The organism is Nocardioides sp. Soil_C_8 (assembly GCF_057656315.1).
Map to the genome: position 1 here is coordinate 346,857 of NZ_JBDGKQ010000001.1, position 19,783 is coordinate 366,639.

At 73.0% G+C, this 19,783-nt stretch carries 25 protein-coding genes; 8 read left to right on the forward strand and 17 right to left on the reverse strand.

Annotated features, from left to right (window positions below):
* Positions 1-2: 2 nt before the first annotated feature.
* From AC3A3L_RS01780 to moeZ, 9 genes are all read right to left on the reverse strand, one after another.
* Positions 3-677, reverse strand: coding sequence for a lysophospholipid acyltransferase family protein (locus AC3A3L_RS01780; RefSeq protein ID WP_487638317.1), 675 nt, complete (start codon positions 675-677; stop codon positions 3-5).
* A 5-nt stretch (positions 678-682) separates the two neighbouring features.
* Positions 683-1,015: an MGMT family protein gene (locus AC3A3L_RS01785; RefSeq protein ID WP_487638318.1), complete on the reverse strand. Its 333-nt coding sequence runs from the start codon at positions 1,013-1,015 to the stop codon at positions 683-685.
* On the reverse strand, positions 1,012-1,521 hold the full coding sequence (locus tag AC3A3L_RS01790) for a hypothetical protein (RefSeq protein ID WP_487638319.1): 510 nt from the start codon (positions 1,519-1,521) through the stop codon (positions 1,012-1,014). Before AC3A3L_RS01790 ends, AC3A3L_RS01785 begins: the two co-directional genes overlap by 4 nt.
* The gene (locus AC3A3L_RS01795; protein WP_487638320.1) at positions 1,518-2,798 is read right to left on the reverse strand and encodes a DUF58 domain-containing protein; all 1,281 of its coding nucleotides are present in this window, start codon (positions 2,796-2,798) and stop codon (positions 1,518-1,520) included. Before AC3A3L_RS01795 ends, AC3A3L_RS01790 begins: the two co-directional genes overlap by 4 nt.
* A complete protein-coding gene (locus AC3A3L_RS01800) occupies positions 2,795-3,793 on the reverse strand; it encodes an AAA family ATPase (protein ID WP_487638321.1) in 999 nt (332 codons plus the stop codon). Before AC3A3L_RS01800 ends, AC3A3L_RS01795 begins: the two co-directional genes overlap by 4 nt.
* Positions 3,780-4,214, reverse strand: coding sequence for a hypothetical protein (locus AC3A3L_RS01805; protein WP_487638322.1), 435 nt, complete (start codon positions 4,212-4,214; stop codon positions 3,780-3,782). Before AC3A3L_RS01805 ends, AC3A3L_RS01800 begins: the two co-directional genes overlap by 14 nt.
* Positions 4,211-5,005, reverse strand: coding sequence for a DUF4129 domain-containing protein (locus AC3A3L_RS01810; RefSeq protein WP_487638323.1), 795 nt, complete (start codon positions 5,003-5,005; stop codon positions 4,211-4,213). Before AC3A3L_RS01810 ends, AC3A3L_RS01805 begins: the two co-directional genes overlap by 4 nt.
* A gap of 68 nt (positions 5,006-5,073) precedes the next feature.
* Positions 5,074-5,943, reverse strand: coding sequence for a hypothetical protein (locus tag AC3A3L_RS01815; RefSeq protein WP_487638324.1), 870 nt, complete (start codon positions 5,941-5,943; stop codon positions 5,074-5,076).
* A gap of 37 nt (positions 5,944-5,980) precedes the next feature.
* A complete protein-coding gene (moeZ, locus tag AC3A3L_RS01820) occupies positions 5,981-7,180 on the reverse strand; it encodes an adenylyltransferase/sulfurtransferase MoeZ (RefSeq protein WP_487638325.1) in 1,200 nt (399 codons plus the stop codon).
* 298 nt (positions 7,181-7,478) lie between these two features.
* On the opposite strand from moeZ, the gene AC3A3L_RS01825 reads away from it, so the two are divergent.
* From AC3A3L_RS01825 to AC3A3L_RS01835, 3 genes are all read left to right on the forward strand, one after another.
* Entirely contained in the window at positions 7,479-8,066 is a 588-nt protein-coding gene (locus AC3A3L_RS01825) for a TetR/AcrR family transcriptional regulator (RefSeq protein WP_487639815.1), read from the forward strand.
* A gap of 73 nt (positions 8,067-8,139) precedes the next feature.
* Positions 8,140-8,358, forward strand: coding sequence for a DUF3107 domain-containing protein (locus AC3A3L_RS01830; protein ID WP_487638326.1), 219 nt, complete (start codon positions 8,140-8,142; stop codon positions 8,356-8,358).
* Between the two features lie 154 nt (positions 8,359-8,512).
* Positions 8,513-8,797 carry a GlsB/YeaQ/YmgE family stress response membrane protein gene (locus AC3A3L_RS01835; RefSeq protein WP_487638327.1) on the forward strand — a complete coding sequence of 95 codons (285 nt, stop codon included), beginning with the start codon at positions 8,513-8,515 and terminating at the stop codon, positions 8,795-8,797.
* A 7-nt stretch (positions 8,798-8,804) separates the two neighbouring features.
* Here the strand turns inward: AC3A3L_RS01835 and AC3A3L_RS01840 are convergent, their stop codons facing one another.
* Positions 8,805-9,479 carry a ferritin-like fold-containing protein gene (locus AC3A3L_RS01840; RefSeq protein WP_487638328.1) on the reverse strand — a complete coding sequence of 225 codons (675 nt, stop codon included), beginning with the start codon at positions 9,477-9,479 and terminating at the stop codon, positions 8,805-8,807.
* Between the two features lie 157 nt (positions 9,480-9,636).
* Here AC3A3L_RS01840 and AC3A3L_RS01845 point away from each other — a divergent pair, with 157 nt between their 5' ends.
* Complete coding sequence (locus tag AC3A3L_RS01845; RefSeq protein WP_487638329.1) at positions 9,637-11,022, forward strand: DEAD/DEAH box helicase; 1,386 nt, start codon at positions 9,637-9,639, stop codon at positions 11,020-11,022.
* 3 nt (positions 11,023-11,025) lie between these two features.
* Here AC3A3L_RS01845 and AC3A3L_RS01850 read toward each other — a convergent pair whose 3' ends face one another.
* Entirely contained in the window at positions 11,026-11,841 is an 816-nt protein-coding gene (locus AC3A3L_RS01850) for a ParA family protein (RefSeq protein WP_487638330.1), read from the reverse strand.
* Positions 11,842-11,901: 60 nt separating this feature from the next.
* Here AC3A3L_RS01850 and AC3A3L_RS01855 point away from each other — a divergent pair, with 60 nt between their 5' ends.
* Both AC3A3L_RS01855 and AC3A3L_RS01860 read left to right on the forward strand, forming a co-directional pair.
* Complete coding sequence (locus AC3A3L_RS01855; RefSeq protein WP_487638331.1) at positions 11,902-12,654, forward strand: SDR family NAD(P)-dependent oxidoreductase; 753 nt, start codon at positions 11,902-11,904, stop codon at positions 12,652-12,654.
* Between the two features lie 2 nt (positions 12,655-12,656).
* Complete coding sequence (locus AC3A3L_RS01860) at positions 12,657-13,136, forward strand: N-acetyltransferase family protein (protein WP_487638332.1); 480 nt, start codon at positions 12,657-12,659, stop codon at positions 13,134-13,136.
* Between the two features lie 12 nt (positions 13,137-13,148).
* Here AC3A3L_RS01860 and AC3A3L_RS01865 read toward each other — a convergent pair whose 3' ends face one another.
* From AC3A3L_RS01865 to AC3A3L_RS01875, 3 genes are read right to left on the reverse strand one after another with little or no spacing between them, the layout of a single operon-like run.
* Positions 13,149-13,688, reverse strand: a complete 540-nt coding sequence (locus AC3A3L_RS01865; protein ID WP_487638333.1) for a P-loop NTPase family protein — start codon at positions 13,686-13,688, stop codon at positions 13,149-13,151.
* Entirely contained in the window at positions 13,681-14,526 is an 846-nt protein-coding gene (locus AC3A3L_RS01870) for a PHP domain-containing protein (RefSeq protein WP_487638334.1), read from the reverse strand. Before AC3A3L_RS01870 ends, AC3A3L_RS01865 begins: the two co-directional genes overlap by 8 nt.
* 1 nt (position 14,527) lies before the next feature.
* Entirely contained in the window at positions 14,528-15,109 is a 582-nt protein-coding gene (locus AC3A3L_RS01875; RefSeq protein ID WP_487638335.1) for a histidine phosphatase family protein, read from the reverse strand.
* A gap of 49 nt (positions 15,110-15,158) precedes the next feature.
* On the opposite strand from AC3A3L_RS01875, the gene AC3A3L_RS01880 reads away from it, so the two are divergent.
* Complete coding sequence (locus tag AC3A3L_RS01880; RefSeq protein WP_487638336.1) at positions 15,159-16,337, forward strand: MFS transporter; 1,179 nt, start codon at positions 15,159-15,161, stop codon at positions 16,335-16,337.
* Between the two features lie 6 nt (positions 16,338-16,343).
* On the opposite strand, the gene AC3A3L_RS01885 is transcribed toward AC3A3L_RS01880, so the two are convergent.
* Together AC3A3L_RS01885 and AC3A3L_RS01890 are read right to left on the reverse strand one after the other, a co-directional pair.
* Complete coding sequence (locus AC3A3L_RS01885) at positions 16,344-16,529, reverse strand: DUF5302 domain-containing protein (protein ID WP_487638337.1); 186 nt, start codon at positions 16,527-16,529, stop codon at positions 16,344-16,346.
* Positions 16,530-16,597: 68 nt separating this feature from the next.
* Positions 16,598-17,410 carry a class I SAM-dependent methyltransferase gene (locus AC3A3L_RS01890; RefSeq protein ID WP_487638338.1) on the reverse strand — a complete coding sequence of 271 codons (813 nt, stop codon included), beginning with the start codon at positions 17,408-17,410 and terminating at the stop codon, positions 16,598-16,600.
* Between the two features lie 36 nt (positions 17,411-17,446).
* Here AC3A3L_RS01890 and AC3A3L_RS01895 point away from each other — a divergent pair, with 36 nt between their 5' ends.
* Positions 17,447-18,631, forward strand: coding sequence for a hypothetical protein (locus AC3A3L_RS01895; RefSeq protein WP_487638339.1), 1,185 nt, complete (start codon positions 17,447-17,449; stop codon positions 18,629-18,631).
* Here the strand turns inward: AC3A3L_RS01895 and AC3A3L_RS01900 are convergent.
* Positions 18,607-19,638, reverse strand: a complete 1,032-nt coding sequence (locus AC3A3L_RS01900; protein WP_487638340.1) for a MaoC family dehydratase — start codon at positions 19,636-19,638, stop codon at positions 18,607-18,609. The genes AC3A3L_RS01895 and AC3A3L_RS01900 overlap by 25 nt on opposite strands.
* Between the last annotated feature and the right edge of the window lie 145 nt (positions 19,639-19,783).

A 19,783-nucleotide genomic window follows, 5' to 3' on the forward strand; every position in this document is an offset into this window, starting at 1 on the left:
CGTCAGGCAGGGGCGGGCCGCTCGTTGTAGACGCCCGCCGGCTCCTGGCCGCTGAGGCCGGCGATCGCACCCATGATCCGGTCGGTCAGGTCGCGGCGCGCGCGGCCGCTCGGCACGCCGTCGTACTCGTCGCCGACGGTGATCGGCTCGCCGAACCGCACGGTCACGTCGACCTTGCCCAGCCGCGGCCGGCTGGCGCCCACCGGCTGGATGTCCTCGGTCCCCCGCAGGCCGACCGGCACGACCGGGCAGCCGGCGGTGAGGGCGAGGTGTGCCACGCCCGTGCGACCGCGGTAGAGCCGGCCGTCGCGCGAGCGGGTGCCCTCGGGGTAGATGCCGAACGCCTCCCCGCGCCGCAGCACCTCCAGCGCGGTGTCGAGGCTGGCGATCGCCGCCCGGGTGTCGTCGCGGTCGACGGGCAGCATGCCGAGGCCCTCGAACCACGCGCGCGTGAGCGCGCCCTTCACCCCGGTGCCGGTGAAGTAGTCGGACTTGGCGAGGAAGACGACCTTGCGCGGCACGACGACCGGGATGACGACGCTGTCGAAGAACGACAGGTGGTTGCTCGCCACGATGACGGGGCCGGTGGCGGGCACGTGGTGCTGCCCCTCGACCACGGGGCGCCACACCGCACGGGCGAGCGGGGGGATGACTCCGTGCGCGACCGTGTAGAGCATGGCGCTCATTCTGCCCCGAGGCGAGGCGGCCAGAACGCCCGTGCCAGATCCACGGACCCGTTGCCCCGCAACGGGGTGCCCTCCTCGAGGTACGCCTGCCGGGCCTCCTCGTCGTGCGAGGGCGGCAGGGAGCCGTCCGCCCGCACCACCCGCCACCACGGCACGCCCCCACCGTGGGCGGCCAGCACCGAGCCGACGAGGCGCGGCCCGCCGCGCCCGAGCCGCTCGCCGACGACGTCCGCGATGGCGCCGTACGTCGTCGCCCGACCGCGCGGGACCGACTCGGCGCACTGCAGGACGAGCTCGGCGTAGAGCTCGCGCTCCTCCTCGGTCGTCATGCCTCCTCCGGCCGGGTGAGTCGGGCGGTGAGCAGGAGCAGCCCCACGGCGACCACGCCCGTGAGGAGCCAGAGCCAGGACGGCGCCAGCGCCGGGTCGAGGCCGCGCACCGCGAGCCAGGTCACCGGGAGCGGCACGAGCGCCAGCGCGCCACGGGCGAGCCAGAGCCGCGCCAGGCGCGGGTCGACCGTGAGCGTCGGCGGCCCGTAGGACACCAGCGTGGCCACGACGTGGGCGGCGACGAGCAGCATCCCGACGACGAGCAGCCGCCAGTCGACGACGTCGTGCACCGCCCACCAGCCGGCGACCAGGGCGAGCGGCACGACGCCGACGGCGTGGTCGGGCAGCCAGGCCCAGGCCGCAGCGGACAGCACGACCCCGGCGACCACCAGGCCGTGCGGCACCTGCGGCAGCGCCACCGCCAGCGCAGCGCACGGCAGCACGAGGAGCAGGGCGCGCAGGACCACTGCGAGCGGGGTGACGCCGGGCCGGAGGAGCCGCATCACGCACGCACCTTCGGCACCTGCGCCCGGCGCGCCAGCTGCTGGAGGACGGTGTCGAGGGTGCCCGGCCCGCGCCACGGCACCACGGGGGCGCCGAGGGCAGCCAGGCGTCGCAGCCGGTCGTCGCGCTCGATCTGCTGCATCCGCATCGCGAGGTGGGGCAGGGCGAGCGGGTCGGCACCGTCTGGAGGCGTGAGCGCGTCCCCCAGGATGTCGACGACGACCACCGAGGTCCCGCTGCGCTGCAGGCTCGCGGTCGCGGTGACCAGCGGCGTGAACAGCATCGGCGACAGGACGTGGACGGCGCTCCCGGACTCCGTGCCGAGCTCGAGGCGCTCGGGAGGAGTGCTGCGGGCGTCGGTGCGGATGCGGGCGATCGTGCCGAGGAGCCGCTGCAGGTGACGCGGTCCGGACCCGAGTGCCACCCGCGCGCCGTTGGCGGCGACCACGATCAGCCCGACCCGGTCACCGGTGCGCACGTGGTGCTCGGCCAGGGCCGCGGCCGCGCGCACGGTGCGGTCGAGCGTGCTGGTGCGGCCGTCGATCCCACCCGAGACGCCGATGTCGCGCAGGGCGTCGACGACGATCCAGACCCCGGCGTCCTGCTCCGCGCGCGTGGTGACGACGTGCAGCTCGCCGGTGCGGAGCGAGACCGGCCAGTTGATCCGCTTGAGCCGGTCTCCGGTGGCGAAGTGCCGGATGCCCTCGAACTCGGTGCCGCTGCCCACCCGCCGCGAGCGGTGCCGGCCCACGAGGCCGTCGGGCTGCGGGACCTCGGCCCGGCTGTCGTACGGCGCGGTGCGGGGCAGGACGACCAGGGTGGTCTCGGGGAGGTGCACCGGGCCCCAGCGCCAGCCCGCCCACGCGCTGGTGAGCGCGACGCGCTCGGCGCCCACGGCGCGGCGACCCCAACGACGCGGGCTGAACCCGACCGTCGGCAGGCCCTCGTCGACGAGGGAGCCGACCGCGCCGTACGTCGGCGAGCTGGCCACGTGGGCCGCGCGGCCGGCGACGCGGGTGACGTGCTCGACGCCGGCGAGGTCGTCGACCTCGAGGCGTGACGTCGTGCCCTGCCCCTCGTGCAGGCGGCGGTGGTCGAGGTGGGCGACCACGTCGACCCGGCGGCGCGGGTGGCCGGCGAGCCCGGACGCGGCCAGGACCACGAACGGGGCGCACAGCACGGCCAGCACCTCCTGGCCCAGCACGATCCCGAGGCTCACCCCACCCAGCCCGAGCAGGCAGGCTCGCACGAGCGCGGGCGTCGGCCGCCAGGAGGTCACGGGTGCCCGCTCCGGTGCGCCTCCAGGGTCCGCGGGGTCTCGACGGACGACAGCACGGAGTCGACCACGCGGGCGCCGGAGGCCTCCGTCATCCAGAGGTCCGGCTTGACCGTGATCCGGTGGGCCAGCACGGCCCGGGCGACGACCTTCACGTCCTCCGGGACGACGAAGTCGCGCCCGCGGATCGCCGCCCACGCCCGGGCGGTCAGCACCAGTCCGAGGCTGCCGCGCGGCGAGGCGCCGGTGAGGACGTCGGGGTGGGAGCGGGTCGCCGCGACGAGGTCCACGCAGTAGCGCGCCACCGACTCGTCCACGACCACCCGCTCGACCGCCGCCTGCGCCGCGGCGAGGCCGGCGGCGTCGGTGACCTGGGCGATGTCGACCTCCTCGCGCTGCCGGTCCAGGCGGCGGCGCAGGACGTCGTGCTCCTCCCCCGCGGTGGGGTAGCCGAAGGCGACCCGCAGCAGGAAGCGGTCGAGCTGCGCCTCCGGCAGCGGGTAGGTGCCCTCGTACTCGACGGGGTTGGCGGTGGCCAGGACGTGGAACGGGCTCGGCAGCGGGTGCGTCGTCCCCTCGACGGTGACCTGGCCCTCCTGCATCGCCTCGAGGAGCGCCGCCTGCGTCTTCGGCGGGGTGCGGTTGACCTCGTCGGCGAGCAGGAGTCCGGCGAACACCGGTCCCGGGCGGAAGTCGAACTCCGCCCGGCGCTGGTCGTAGACGTAGGAGCCGGTGAGGTCGGCCGGCAGCAGGTCGGGGGTGAACTGCGCACGCGAGAACTCCAGTCCCAGCGCGCCGGCGAAGGAGCGCGCCGCCAGCGTCTTGCCCAGGCCGGGGAAGTCCTCGAGCAGCACGTGCCCCTTCGCCAGGATGCCGGCCAGCACGAGCGAGAGGACCTCCCGCTTGCCCACCACGGCGCGGCCCACCTCGTCGAGGACGCGCTCGGCGAACCCGGCGACCTGAGCGGGTGGCGTGGTGGGCTGGTCAGCGTCGGTCACGGACGTCCTCGATTCGGGTCAGGATGCGGTCGATGTCGGCCGGCGACAGCCGGCGGGTCCCGGCGAGCTCGCGCCCGAGGGCGTCGCCGAGGTCAGGGTCACGGGTGCGGGCGAGCCCCACGAGCCGGTGGGCCAGCGCGTCGGACGGCTGGTCGGACTGCACGTGGCTGGAGAGGACACGGAGGTCGGAGGAGGCTTCGTCGACCCGGTCCGTCGGCGGCGGTCCCTGCTGCCACTCGGCGGTGGGGACGTCGACGGTGTCGATGACGAGGTACGCCGTCGTCAGCACGACGACCGACCACACGACGTACGGCAGTGGCTGGGGATCCATGTCCATCCAGGTCGCGAGGGCGTAGCCCAGGCACGCCAGGACGACGCCTCCGCCCGCTCGCCCGCGCCACCGCGCGGGGATCCGGGTCACGACCTCACCCCGAGGCTGCGGCGGACGTCGGCGAGAGCAGCGAGCGCGCGCTCGCGGTGCTCCTCGGTGACCGGGTGGTCGGAGAACCGCGCCTCGCGGTAGAGCTCGGCGAGGCGGTTCACCGAGCCGTTGTCGGCCTCGGCGAGGTCGAGGACGCGCATCCCGTACTCCGACGACGTCTCCGACGGGCGCCGTGCCACGCCGGCCCGCTCACCTTGCACCTCGAAGCGGCGCCACGCCGCGACGATCGCGTTGCGGGGGTCTCCCTCACGCAGCAGCGCCTCCTGCTCTGCGGTGTCAGCAGCCACCTGCTGCGCCAGCCGGGCCTGCTCGTCGAGCACGGTGAACCCGATCTCGGTGCGTTCGTCGTCGCGGAGGCGTCGTGCCCGGAGCTCCCGCAGGACCAGGGCGGCGAGCCACACCAGGACCGCGAGCCCGCCTGCGGCGGCCGCGCCGAGGAGGAGCCAGGTGAGCACACCGACCCACACGGGGGGCTCCTTCTCGGCGACCTGCCCCGAGTCCTCGCCGCCGAAGCCCGGCGGCGGTTCGCAGTAGGGGCGCTCGGCGAAGTCCTCCGGGACCTCGACGGAGGTCGATCCGTCGGCGGCCGTGGTCACGGGCAGGGGGATGCACGTATCGGTCGTCGTGGTGGCGGGGTTTGGTCCGGGGCCGGTGAACACTTCGTCCGGACCGATCAGCGTGGCCCAGGCGACCAGGACCATGAACAGGGTGGTCGCGGACACGGCCGCCACGGCCCGCAGGCCCGGCGACCAGTCCCCGAACGCACGCATGGCGCGACCCTAGGTGACAGGGTCGCGCCATGCGAGGGCGCCCGGTGGGGGCTGGCGCCTCGGAGAGGTCAGAGGATCGGGCTGAAGGGCTCCGTCCCGGGCACCAGGCGGAGACCGGCGATGCCGCTCGTGGCCCGGGCGTAGGCGAGCTCGTGGGCGAGGTCGCCGACACCGTTGGATCCGGCCAGCGGCGCCAGGGCCAGCGTCGACAGCGTGCCGAGCGCGTTGCCCTCGGCGTCGAGGAACGCCGAGCCCGAGTCACCCGGGACGCCGGGCGTGACCGTGTAGACCGGGTGCGACCACCCCTCACCCTCGGTGCCGAGGCTCGTGCCCTGCTTGGGCGACAGGAGCTCCACGCCTGCACGCAGGCTGGAGTTGCCGTAGGAGTAGACGGTGTCGCCGACGGCGGTGCCGCTGGTGTTCACCGCGACGGGTCCTCCCCAGAACGGCACGGACGGGTTGACCTTCCCGGTGTCGGCGGCATCCACCTCCACCAGCGCGAGGTCGTTGTAGGCGCAGGCGTTGTCGTCGGTCTCGCCGTTCTCCTGCATCGCGAGCCACGACGAGTAGACGAGCGTGCCACCGCCGACGCGGGTGCCCTCGGTGACCAGCGAGCCGCCCTCGACGAAGTCGACCCTGGTGCCGAGCGGCAGGGAGCCGGCATCGCAGCCGTTGGTGTCGGTCGCCTCACCGGTGCCGGCGCAGTGCGCGGCGTAGCCGACGTACGTCGTGCCGGCGGTGTCGGTGAAGACGAAGTTGGCGGTGCACTGGGCGCTCTCGGTGTACATCTGCACGCCGGGGTGGATGGCAGCCGAGGCGGCAGGCGCCCAGGCGGCGCGCGCCTGCTTCTTCGGGGCAGCGGTCGCGGGCGCGCTCGTGGCGGCCGCGGCCACGAGGCCCACCGCGGTGAGGGTGAGGAGCTTCGTGGGTGTACGCATGCCCCTCCCAACGACGTGCGTCGTGAGGGGTTACGCGTCAGTAGGCGGGCTGGCTCGGGTCGACCTGGCTGACCCACGCGACGACGCCGCCACCCACGTGCACCGCGTCGGCGTAGCCGGCACCCTTGACGATGGCCAGCACCTCAGCCGAGCGGACACCCGACTTGCAGTGCAGGACGATCGGCTTGTCGCTGGGCAGGTCTCCCAGCGCGTTGCCGTTGAGGAACTCGCCCTTGGGGACCAGCCTGGCGCCCGGGATCCGGTTGATCTCGAACTCGTTGGGCTCGCGGACGTCGATGAGCTCGAAGTCGCGGGTGCCCTCCTCGCGCTCCTTGAGCATCGCCTCGAGCTGGGTGACCGAGATGGTCGAGCCGGCCGCCGCCTCAGCGGCCTCGTCGGAGACGGCGCCGCAGAAGGCGTCGTAGTCGATGAGACCGGTGACCGTCGGGTTGTCGCCGCACAGCGCGCAGCTCGGGTCCTTGCGGACCTTCAGCTTGCGCCACTCGAGCTCGAGGGCGTCGTAGATGACGAGCTTGCCGATGGCCGGGTCACCGATGCCGGTGAGCAGCTTGATCGCCTCGTTGACCTGGATCGAGCCGATGCTCGCGCACAGCACGCCCAGCACGCCGCCCTCGGCGCAGCTGGGTACCATGCCCGGCGGCGGGGGCTCGGGGTAGAGGCAGCGGTAGCACGGCGCGTCGTCGGCGAGGGTCGGCGCGAAGACCGACGCCTGGCCGTCGAAGCGGTAGATCGAGCCCCAGACGTAGGGGATCTTCAGGAAGTAGGCCGCGTCGTTGACCATGTAGCGGGTCGCGAAGTTGTCGGTGCCGTCGACGATGAGGTCGTAGCCCTCGAACACCTGCAGCACGTTGTCGTTGTCGAGGCGCTCGTCGTGCACGACGACCTCGACGTAGGGGTTGACCTCGGCGATCGACTCCCGGGCCGACTCGGCCTTGGAGCGGCCGATGTCGGACATGCCGTGGATGATCTGGCGCTGGAGGTTGGACTCGTCGACCTCGTCGAACTCGGCGATGCCGAGCGTGCCGACGCCGGCCGCGGCCAGGTAGAGCAGCGCGGGCGAGCCCAGCCCACCGGCGCCGATCACGAGCACCTTGGCGTTCTTCAGCCGCTTCTGCCCGGCCATGCCCACGTCGGGGATGATCAGGTGGCGGCTGTAGCGGCGCACCTCGTCGGTGGTGAGCTCGGCTGCGGGCTCGACAAGTGCAGGGAACGACACGTCTTCTCCTCGACTCGGGTCTCGGTGCAACAGCACCGAGCACCTCCATGTTCCCCGCGGCCCCCGACCGCCCTCGACCGGTCCCGCGATGCGGACGCAGCCCCGGCCGGGACACCCGGGGTCCCTCCTCGCACGTCCGGCTGCCGATAGGCTCGGCGTGGCCTACCCGGCAGTACCCTCCGGCTGCACGGCCCAGCACAGCTCGGCACCACCCCCCGGCAAGCAGGAGTACGACGTGACCGCAGGCAGCACCGACACCACGTCCGGCGGCGTCCACCCCCGACCGCGAGGCGGGCGCATGCCGCGGCGCGAGCGGCGCGTCCAGCTGCTCGAGTCGGCGCTCGAGGTGTTCGTCGCCCAGGGCTACCACGCGGCCGCGATGGACGACATCGCCGACCGGGCCGGGGTGTCCAAGCCGGTGCTCTACCAGCACTTCCCGGGCAAGCTCGACCTCTACCTCGCGCTGCTCGACACCTCCTGCGACCTGATCATCGACAACTGCCGCGAGGCGCTCGCCTCCACCAACGACAACAAGGACCGCGTCGCGGCGACGATGAAGGTCTTCTACAGCTACGTCGCGTCCGAGGAGGGCGCGTTCCGGCTGGTCTTCGAGTCCGACCTCACGAGCGAGCCCGACGTGCGCGAGCGCGTGGACCGCGTCACCACCGAGTGCGCGTCGATGATCGCCGACGTGATCCGCACCGACACCGGCCTGCCCGACGAGGCCTCCGAGCTCCTCGCGGTGTCGCTGGTGGGAATGGCGCAGGTGTCGGCGCGGTTCTGGCTCGCGGGCGGCGGCCAGATCCCCCAGGACGACGCGGCGGCCCTGATCGCCGGTCTGGCCTGGCGCGGGATCCGGGGCTACCCGATGACCGACGACCACTGACCGGGTCACCGGCCCGACCACCCAACGTGCATCATCGAGACGTCACCAACACCCCGAGCTGAGGAGCAACATCGTGGAGGTCAAGATCGGCGTGCAGCACGCGCAGCGCGAGCTGGTGCTCGACACCGACAGCACGCCCGAGGACATCGAGGCGCGGCTGACCGAGGCCCTGTCCGGCAGCGGCGTGCTGCGGCTGGCCGACACCAAGGGCCGCTCGGTCGTCGTGCCCGCGGACAAGATCGCCTACGTCGAGCTCGGCTCACCGACCGCGAGCACCGTCGGCTTCCGCTGACGCGTCGCACGGCGCCTCGCACGGAGGGGGAACACCCCTCCTTCCGGGCGGCGTGGTGATTGATCCGCCCCGGGACGGGGAACATGATGGTGACGCCGGCACACCCTGCCGGCACTCCTGCCACGAGCTCGTGGCAAAGAAAGGGTGACCCATCATGCTCTGGACCATCATCTTCTACCTCGTGGTCGGCACCATCGTCGGTCTGCTCGGCAAGTTCGTCGCACCGGGCGACAAGGACAACATCCCCCTGTGGCTCACGGTCGTCTGCGGCATCGGCGGCATGATCCTGGGCGGAGTCATCTACCAGGCCTTCGGGGGAGACGGGAGCCGCGGCCTGGACTGGACCCAGGGCATCGTGGCGATCCTGACCGCCGCCGTCCTGGTCGTCATCGCATCGACCATCACCGGACGCAACACCGGCACCCGCACGCGGGTCTGACCCGCGCTCAGGCCTCCAGGCCGAGCTGGGCCATCCGGTCGGTGTGCAGCTCGGTCAGCCGGGTGAACATCCGGCCCAGCGCGGCCAGGTCGAGGCCCGGGCGGTCCACTCCCCCGGCGAGCAACGCGGTGAGCGAGTCGCGGTCGCCGGCAACGCGCTGCGCCTGGGTGAGGGCCTCGCCCATCAGCCGCCGGCCCCACAGCGCCAGCCGACCGCCGAGCCGGTGGTCCTCGGCGATGCCGGCCCGCACGCGCTCGACGATGAACGCCGTCTGCCCGGTGTCCTGCAGCGAGCTGATGATCACCTCGCGGGTCTCCGGGTCGAGGTAGGCGGCTATCTCCCGGTAGAAGTCGGCGGCCAGCCCGTCGCCGACGTAGGCCTTGATGAGGCCCTCGTAGTAGTCGGACGGCGCGGTGTGCGCGTGGAAGCTGTCGAAGCTGGGCCGGAAGGCCTGCATCGCCTCGGCCGGGTCGGCCCCGAGCTGCTCGAGCCGCTCGACCAGCTTCTGCAGGTGCCCGAACTCCGCGGTGGCCATGGCCCCGATGGCGATCTTGTCGCCGATCCCGGGCGCCATCTTGGCGTCCTCGACCAGGCGCTCGAAGGCCGACAGCTCGCCGTACGCGATGGCTCCGAGGAGGTCGACTGCGGCGCGCCGGTAGTCCTCGTCGGGCGATTCCGTCATGTTCGCAGCCTAGCGATAGCATCATGGTGACCGAGCCGCCGACGCATCTGCCGGTGGCCGCCTGTATGTGCGCGGTCGGCACTCGCCCACCAAGGGGCCTCTCGAGTGGGCTGACCGCATACGTGGGACATCCGACTCAGCAGAGAGACACCATCTCGTGACCACCTTCCGTGACCTGGGCGTGCTGCCCGAGATCTGCGACGCCCTCGAGCGCGCGGGCATCACCACCCCCTTCGCCATCCAGGAGATGACCCTCTCGGTCGCGCTCCTCGGCACCGACCTCATCGGCCAGGCCCGCACCGGCACCGGCAAGACCCTGGCGTTCGGCATCCCCGTGCTGCAGCGCTCGGTCGCCCCCTCCGACCCGGCCTACGCCGACCTCCCGCAGGGCAAGCCGCAGGCCCTCATCGTCGCCCCGACCCGCGAGCTCGCGCTCCAGGTGTCCGGCGACCTCGCGCTCGCCAGCAAGGACATGGGCCTGCGGGTCCTCACCGTCTACGGCGGCGTGGGCTACGAGCCCCAGCTCGAGGCCCTCGACGCCGGTGTCGACATCGTCGTCGGCACCCCCGGCCGCCTCATCGACCTGGCCAACCGCCGGGCCCTCGACCTCTCCCACGTGCACGCGCTCGTGCTCGACGAGGCCGACGAGATGCTCGACCTCGGCTTCCTGCCCGACGTCATCACCCTCATCTCCAAGACGCCCGAGACCCGGCAGACGATGCTGTTCTCGGCCACGATGCCGGCGGCGATCGTCGCGCTCGCCCGCACCCACATGCGCCACCCGATGAACATCCGTGCGGAGTCGTCCTACGAGAACGCGACCGTCCCGGCCACCGCGCAGTTCATCTACCAGGCGCACGACCTCGACAAGACCGAGATCATCGGCCGCGTCCTGCAGGCCGAGGACGCCGAGAAGATGATCGTCTTCACCCGCACCAAGCGTCAGGCGCAGCGCGTGGCCGAGGACCTCCAGGAGCGCGGCTTCAAGGCCTCCCCCCTCCACGGCGACATGGCGCAGGTCGCGCGCGAGAAGGCGCTGGCCCGCTTCCGCGAGGACAAGATCCAGGTCCTCGTCTGCACCGACGTCGCAGCGCGCGGCATCGACGTCCGCGGCGTCTCCCACGTCATCAACTACACGTGCCCCGAGGACGACAAGACCTACGTCCACCGCATCGGCCGCACCGGTCGCGCCGGTGCCTCGGGCACGGCCATCACGTTCGTCGACTGGGCCGACCTGCACCGCTGGAAGATGATCAACAAGGCGCTCGACCTGCCCTTCGACGAGCCGCAGGAGACCTACTCGACCTCCGAGCACCTCTTCCACGACCAGGGCATCCCGGCCGGCACCAAGGGCCGTGTCGTCGACCCCGCCCCGGTCGAGAAGAAGGAGCGGGCTCCTCGCGAGCGTCGTTCGGGCTCGGGCCGCTCCGACTCGGGTCGCTCCGACTCCCCCGCCGAGAAGTCCGGTGACGCCCCGCGCCGCCGCAACCGCAACCGTCGCCGCACCCGCGGCGGGCAGTCGGTCGAGGCCCCCAAGGCCTGACCCTCAAGCCCTCCGGGCCCGCTCGACGAGGTTCTGGGCGACCTCGCGGTAGGCCGTGGCCCCCTTGCTGCTGCGGCTGGTTGCGAGGATCGACCGGCCTGCGGCGGGGGCCTCGGCGAACTTGATCGTCTTCGGGATCGGCGGCTCGACGACCTCGAGGTCGTAGGTCTCGCTGATCGTCTCCAGCACCGTGCGAGCGTGGTTGGTGCGGCCGTCGTAGAGCGTCGGCAGCACGCCCCACACCTCGAGGCCGCGGTTGGTGAAGCGGCGTACGTCGTGGACGGTGTCGAGGAGCTGACCCACACCGCGGTGCGAGAGCGTCTCGCACTGCAGCGGCACGAGCACGCCGTCGGCTGCGGTGAGCGCGGCGACCGTCAGCACGCCGAGCGAGGGCGGGCAGTCGAGCAGCACCCAGTCGTAGGCCCCCTCCTCGGCGTCCTCGAGGTCCTCGGCGAGCTGCTCGAGCGCGCCCTTGATGACGTGCTCGCGCCCGGTGCGCGTGAGCAGGTCGGCCTCGGCGCGGGCGAGCTCGATCGTGGCCGGCAGGACGTCGACCCCGTCCTCTGTCTCGATGATGACCTCGGTCGGGTCGACGCCCTGGGTCAGGACGTGGTGGACCGAGGTCTCGAGGTCCTCCGGGTCGATGCCGAGGGAGAAGGTCAGGCAGGCCTGAGGGTCGAGGTCGACCAGCAGCACGCGGTGCCCGAGCTCGGCCAGCGCGGCGCCGATCGAGGCGACGGACGTGGTCTTGGCGACCCCGCCCTTCTGGTTGGCGACGGCCAGCGTGACGGGGGCCGTTCCCCGGCTCTTGGTGCTCATTGCCGGCAATTGTGCCGGACCGGCTCGCGGACGCGGCGGATGTCCTGAAATGCTGCCGCCATGACCACGTCTCTCATCACCGGCGCGACCGCCGGCATCGGCCACGAGTACGCCGTCCAGCTCGCCGCCCGCGGCGACGACCTCGTCCTCGTGGCGCGCGACTCGGCCCGCCTCGAGCAGGTGGCCGAGGAGCTGCGCAGCGCCCACCAGGTCGAGGTCGAGGTGCTGGTCGCCGACCTCACCGACCGGGAGCAGCTCGCCACGGTCGAGGCGCGGCTCGCCGACCGCGACCGGCCGGTGGACCTGCTGGTCAACAACGCCGGCTTCGGGCTGAAGCAGCGCTTCCTCGACAACAGCGCCGACGACGAGACCGCGATGCTGGAGGTCCTCGTCACCGCCGTGCTGCGGCTGAGCCACGCCGCCCTGGGCCCGATGGCCGAGCGCGGCCACGGCGGCATCATCAACGTCTCAAGCGTCGCCGCCTTCCTCCCCCGCGGCACCTACTCGGCGTCCAAGGCGTGGGTGAACAGCTTCAGCGAGTGGGCACACCTGGAGTACAGGTCGCGCGGCGTGAAGGTGATGGCCCTCTGCCCGGGCTTCACGAAGACCGAGTTCCACCAGCGGATGCAGGTCCGGCGCGGCGAGGGCTTCATGTGGCTCGACGCCGACTTCCTCGTCCGCAAGTCGCTGGAGGACTTCGACAAGGGCCGCGCCTACTCGATCCCCGGAGCCCAGTACAAGACGATCCGGGTGCTGACCACCGCCATCCCCAACCGCGTCCTCCGGCTGACACAGTCGATGGGCCGTCGCTGACGGTGCGCATCGCACCTGCCCGCGTCGGCGACGCGGAGGAGCTGACCGACCTGCACCTCGTCGTCTGGGAGGAGGCGTACGCCGACCTCATGCCCGCGTCGGTGTTCACCGAGCGCCGCGCACGCCGGGCCGAGCGGGTCGCGAGCTGGAGCGGGATCATTGCCAACGGCTCGAGCGACAACCTCCTCGCCCGGTCCGCCGACGGCCGGCTGATCGGCTTCTCGAGCACCGGGACCGGCCGCGACCCCGACGACGACCTGCCGCCGCTCGAGCTCATGGCGCTCTACGTGCGCGCGTCGTCGTACGGCGCCGGGGTGGGGCACGCCCTCCTTGGAGCGGCGATCGGCGACTCCCCCGCCTACCTCTGGGTCCTCGACCGCAACGCCCGCGCGATCGGCTTCTACGAGCGCCACGGCTTCGCCTTCGACGGCGCGACCAAGCCCGAGGACGTCGGGCTCGAGCGGCGGATGGTCCGCCGCTGATCGACCGGCGCGTCAGCCCAGGGTCGCGATCCACGACTCCAGGTCGCGCGGGTGGCGGAAGAGGAGCACGGCCGGCCCGTCGGGCGAGGCCGCCCAGGTCCGCATGCGGGACCGCTTGCGGGCGAACGACTGGAAGTGCCACACGATGATCGAGTCGCGCGCCACCATGTTGCGCCACGTCTCGACGTTGCCGTTGCAGCGGGGCTCCCTCGTGATCGCGCCGTGGACCGTCCTGCGCACCAGCCGGCCGAGCGAGAGCCACCTGGGGTAGTCGAGCCCGACCACGAGCTCCGCGCGCGGCAGGACGAGGTCGAGCCAGGCGCCGTACGCCGAGTCGAGGAGCCACCGCTCCCCCGCGACGACCTCGCCGATGAGGTCGCGCTGCTCCTCGCCGTCGACCGGCACCCAGCCGGGGAGCCAGGTCAGCTCGTCGACCAGCGTCACCGGGTGGCCGGTGCGGGCGCCGATCGCGAGCGCCGCGGTGGACTTGCCGCTGCCCGTGACGCCGTAGAGGAGGACGCGGTCGGGCAGCGTGCGGGCGGGCTCAGCCACCGATCGGGTTGCCGGCCAGCGCGAGCAGCCGCTCGTACTGCTCCGGGTCGGTCGTGTTGACCCCGAGGTCGTGGTCGACCTTGCCGAGGCCGTGGTGGTCGCTGCTGCCGGTGACGACGAGGTCGAGGTCGGCGGCGATCGCGCGCAGCTCGGCCCGGTCGGCCACCGAGTGGTCCTGGTGGTCGACCTCGATCCCGGCGAGACCGAGGTCCCTCAGCCCGGCGAGGGCCTCCGCGGACAGCACCGAGCGGCTGCCCCGGCCCCAGGGGTGCGCGACCACCGCCACGCCACCGGCGGCGACGACGAGCGGGATCATCTCCTCCAGCGCGGACGCGTAGCGGTTGACGTAGCCCGGCTGCCCCGGGCTGAGCAGCGTCGCGAACGCCTCGGTGCGGTCGCGGACGACACCGAGCCGCACGAGCGCGTCGGCCACGTGCGGCCGTCCGGCGGCGACCGATCCGCCCGACTCGCGTCGTACGTCGTCCTGGGTGAGGTCGATGCCGTGGGCGCGGAGGGCCGCCACGATGGCCGGCGTCCGGGCGGTGCGTCCCTCGAGGATCCGGTCGAGCTCGAGGACCAGCGCCGGGTCGGTCGGGTCGGGCAGGTAGCCGAGCAGGTGCACGCCGCGGTGGCCGAAGCGGGTGCTGATCTCGAGGCCGGGCACGAGCGTGATGCCGACCTCGTCGGCCACGTCCTGCGCCTCCGCCCAGCCGGACATCGCGTCGTGGTCGGTCAGCGCCACGACGTCCAGGCCGGCTGCCGCTGCCTCGCGGACCAGGTCGCCGGGGGTGTCGGTGCCGTCGCTGGCCGAGGAGTGCGTGTGGAGGTCGATCCGCACGTCAGCTGTTCCACTTCAGCAGCGCCGGGTGCTCGCGCTCGAAGCCGAGCACCGACACCGTCGAGGTGTCGAGCCTGAAGAACTGGCCCATGTCGGCCGGCTGCTCGACCCAGCGGGCGGTGAGCACGCGCAGCGAGTGGCCGTGGGCGAAGACGAGCGTGCGGTCGTGGTCGCGCGCGCGGTCCACGACGCGGTCCAGCCGGGCGGAGACCTCGTCGGCGGTCTCGCCACCCGGCACGCGGTGCGTCCAGATCGTCCAGCCCGGCACGTCCTCGCGGATCTCCGCGGTGGTCACTCCTTCGTAGTCGCCGTAGGCCCACTCGACCAGGTCGTCGTCGACCTCGGCGTCGGCGAATCCGGCCAGCTCGGCCGTACGACGCGCGCGTTGGCGCGGGCTCGTCAGGACGAGGTCGAAATCCACCTCGGCCAGCCGGGACGCCAGCGCCGTCGCCGCCTCCTCGCCGGTCCCGGTGAGCGGCAGGTCGGTCACCGAGGTGTGCCTGCCGTCGCGGCTCCACTCCGTCTCACCGTGCCGGACCACCCAGAGCTCGGGACCGTCGGACTGCACGCCACCGGAGGTCATGTCCGCGAGTCTGCCACGGGCGCCGCGCCGGGCTGCCACCATGCTCGACATGACGAGCGCCGACCTCCGCCGGGCGCGCTGGGCGATCGCCGCGGCGTTCGCCGTGCAGGGCCTGGTGTTCATCAGCCTGACCACGCGGCTGCCCCGCTTCCAGGACCGCTGGGACCTCGACGAGCTGGCGTTGTCGGGCGTGCTGCTGATGATGGTGCTGCTGGCCGGCGTGGGGTCGTTGCTCGCCGAGCGGCTCGCCCCGCGCCTGGACAGCGCCGTCGTCCTGCGTGCCGGGCTCGTGGTCGTCGCCGTGTCGGTCGCGGTGGCCGTCCTCGCGCCCACCCGACCGGTCTTCGTCCTCGGCCTCGCGGCCTACGGCGTGGGGCTCGGGCTCGTCGACGCGACGGGCAACATGCAGGCGGTGGCCCTCGAGCACCGGTGGGGCCGGGTCGTGCTGCCGTCGTGCCACGGGGCGTGGACGCTGGGCGGCATCGTCGGTGCGGTCGTCACCCTGGCCACCGGCGACGCCCCGTGGTCGGCGGTCGCGCTGGTGGCGCTGCTGCCGCTCGCGGCCACGGGGGCGCCGTACCTCCGTCGCGACCACGGCGGTCCGGCCACGAGCACGGAGACCGACGTCCCGTGGCGGGCGATCGTGATGGTCGGCCTGGCGCTCGTCGTCTTCTACACGGTCGACACCGCGGCGGCGACCTGGGGGCCGGTCTACCTCGACGACGTCTTCGACGCTCCTGCGGACCTGGTCGCCCTGGCCACGCTGCCCTACCTCGTGGCGAGCGGCGTGGTCCGGCTGGCCGGCGACCGCCTGACCGAGCGGATGGGCGCGGTCCACCTGTTGCGGGTCGGGGCGGTGATCGCCCTCGTCGCGCTCACGGTCGTGGTTGCCGCGCCGTCGTGGCCGGTCGCCGTGCTCGGCTTCACGCTGCTCGGCTGCGGCGTCGCCGTGGTGGCACCGCTGAGCTTCTCCGCGGCCGCCGCACTGGCCGGCCGCGACGCCGACCCGGCGACGCGGCGGGCGCGGGTCGACGCAGTGGTGGCGCGCTTCAACCAGTTCAACTACGCCGGCGCGCTGCTCGGCGCCGTCCTGACCGGCGCCGTCGGCTCCAGCTCGCTGAGGATCGGGTTCGCCGTGCCCCTCGTGCTGGTCATCGCACTGTTCTGGCTGGCGAAGGCGTTCGCGCCGGCGGACGAGGTGTCCGCCGGCGCGCGACAGGTGTCGTGAGCGCCCTCAGACGCCGCCGCCGCCGGCCTTGCGCCGGTGCATCGGCTTCGCGACGTTCTTGTCGTTGACCTCGGAGCCGTGGGCCTTCTCGCGGGAGTCGGCCCGGTCGTCGGGGTGGTCGTGTCCCTTCTTGCGATCGAGGGCCTCCCGCATCTTCGCCTTGAGGTCTGCGTTGGGGTCCTGATCAGCCATGAGGTCCTCCTCGTCGGTGACGGTACGAGGTGCCCACCCTGCCAAACGCCCCGAGCCGGGTCGAGCGGTTATGGCTTGCGGAGCACGTCGATCCGCGCGTCGAGCTTGCCCATCGTCCGGTAGACCTGCCACCGGCAGTCGCCCAGCATGACGTCGTACGCCGCCTCACCGAACTCGGCCCGGTAACGCTCGGGATCGCGCAGCAGCCGCGCGAGGTGCAGGAGCGCGCGACCGCCGCTGCCGTCCTGCTCCTGCGACCACTCCCCCCACTCGGTGCAGAGGTCGACGGTGTCGACCACGTCGAGCCCCGACCGGGCGATCGCGTCGTCGACCACCCGCGGGTCGGCCGAGGCCGGGACGACGCCCATGACGTCGAAGAGCCAGTCGGCCTCCTCCGCGCCGAGCAGGTCGGTGGCGACGGCCTGGAAGGACACGACGTGGCCACCCGGTCGCAGCACCCGGGCGAACTCGGCGAAGGCGTCGTCGGGGTGCTCGACGTGGACCATCACGTCGCGGCACCACACCAGGTCGAGGGAGGCGTCGGCCACCGGCACGTGCGTGGCCGTGCCGCGCTCGAAGGCGAGGCGGGAGGCGATGTCGGGCACGAGGTCGCGACGGGTCGCGCGGGCGAGGTCGAGGTGGCGCTGCACCGGGTCGATGCCCAGCACGCGGAAGCCGAAGTGGGTCGCGAGCCGGACGGCGTGGGCGCCCTCACCGCACCCGACGTCGACGACGCGGCTGTCGGGACGCAGGTCGAGCTCGCGCACCACCTGCAGCAGCACCGACGGGTCCCGCGGCGCCAGGCTCTCGTCCAGCCGTGCCGAGAAGGCCGCCTCCAGCCGCGGGTAGGTGTCGTAGAAGAACGTGCGATCCCAGGCCACGGACCGATTCTGACGCCACGCAGTAGGGTCACCCGCATGGCTCGCCGGGTGTTCATCCACGTCGGCACGGCGAAGTCGGGGACCTCCTTCCTGCAGGACCTCTGGTGGCGGCACCGCGACGAGCTGCGCCGCCGCGGGCTGCTGCTGCCCGGCGCGCGCCGCGACCACTTCGCCGCCGCCGCTGTCGTCAAGGGGATGACCGCCGTGGTCGACACGCTCGTCGAGCGCGAGCGCGACGCCTGGCGGCGGCTCGTCGAGGAGGCACGACACTGGCCGGACGACGTGCTGCTCACCAACGAGCACTTCGCCGACTCCCCCGCCGACGCGGCCCGGGCCGCGCTCGACGACCTCGCCGCCACCGCGGACGAGGTCCACGTGGTCGTCACCGCCCGCGACCTGGGCCGGGTGCTCCCCTCGGCCTGGCAGCAGCGGGTCAAGATGGGCGCCCGGCAGCCCTACCGCCGCTTCTTGGCGACGGTCCGGCGCGACGAGGACGACCAGAAGTTCTGGCGCTACCAGGACGTGCCAGCGATCCTCGCGCTCTGGTCGGTGGGGCTCCCCGCGGACCGCGCGCACCTCGTCGTCGTGCCTCCTCATGGGGCGCCGCGCGAGGAGCTGTGGCTCCGGACCGCGTCGGTGCTCGGCGTCGACGTGGACGGCCTCGACACCGAGGCCGAGCGGCCCAACAGCTCCCTCGGCCTCGTCGAGGCGGAGCTCCTGCGACGGATCAACGAGCGACTGCCACGCTCGGAGCGGTCCCCCGCGCTCGCCCGCCACGTGAAGACGACGTTCGTACCCGGGGCGCTCGTCGGCAGCGCAGCGCGTGAGTCCTTCGTGCTTCCCGCCCGGCACCACGCCTGGGTGCACGAGCGCTCGGCGGCAGTCGTCGCCGACCTCCGCGCCAGCTCGTACGACGTCGTGGGCGACCTCGACGACCTGATGCCGGCGCCGCCCCGCGACGGCCGCACCCCCGACGACGCGACCGACGAGGAGCTGCTCGCTGCCGCCCGCACGGTGCTGCCCCGCGTCGGCCTCGCCCCGGTCGACACGCTCGACGAGGCCGTGTCGGCGATCGCCGACCACCTGCTCTCGCGGACCGTGGCGTCGGCGCCCGGTCGAGCGGTGTCCCAGCCACCTTCCGAGCCTCCGGAAGGTGGCTCACGCACCGCTCTCGGGCGTGTCCTCCGGCGGGTGGCTCAGCGAGGCACGAGCGCCCAGTAGTCGAGGTCCAGCAGGACACCCTCGGCGTACGTCCCGTCCTCGCCGCGCAGGGTCATCGACACGTCGCGGCCCCGGGTGGCGACCAGCCGCAGGCGCAGCGCCCCGACGCCCGGTGCGTCCAGGGTCGCCGTGTCGAGCACCTCGGACCAGGCGTGGACGGTGTCACCGGCGAACGCGGGCGCGACGTGCGCGCCGGCATTGATCGCAGCGACGAGCTGGGCGTTGGCCAGGCCGTTGAAGGACAGCGCGCGCGCGAGCGAGATGACGTGGCCGCCGTAGACCAGCCGCCGGCCGTCGGGGCGCGCGTCGGTGTTGAAGTGCACCTTGGCGGTGTTCTGCCACAGCCGGGTGGCCATCATGTGCTCGGCGTCGGTCAGCGTCACGCCGTCGACGTGGTCGATGCGCTCCCCCACCTCGTAGTCGCCGAGCCGGTGCGGCGACCCTGCGGCCACGACGTCGTACGACGAGAAGTCGAGGCCGGCGGGAACCACGAGGTCGCCGGGCGCGACGACGTCCGCGAGCGGCGGTACGACGGTCTCCGGGGCCGGTGCGTCCGCCGAGCGCTTGTGCACCATCACCCAGCGGGCCCAGTCGATCGCCACCTCGCCCCGCTGGTTGGTCGCGGTGGAGCGCACCCAGACCACCCCGGTGCGGCCGTTCGAGTTCTGCTTGAGGCCGATGACCTCCGAGCGGGTGCGGAGCGTGTCGCCGGGCACGACGGGCAGGTGGAAGCGGCACTCGGCGTAGCCGAGGTTGGCCACGGCGTTGAGGGAGACGTCGGGCACCGTCTTGCCGAACGCGATGTGGAAGCCGACCAGCTCCTCGACCGGGTGCGGGGCCAGCCCGACGGACGCAGCGAACTCCGCCGACGACGGAACGGCGAACCGGGTCGGGTAGATCGAGCCGTAGACCGCGCGGTCGCCCTCGGTGACGGTGCGCGGGGTGGCGTGCTCGATCACCTGCCCGACGCTGAAGTCCTCGAAGAAGCTGCCCGGGTTGGTCTTCATGGCGTCATCGTGCCGCAGCGCGAGCCTGCTGGGGCCGCGACGTGGGATGTGTCACGCAGGCACCGCGAAGGCAGTTCGGGTCAGGAGCGGGACGCCTCAGCGTGGATCAGGCGACCGTCCCGGCGAACTGCCTTCATGGTGCTCG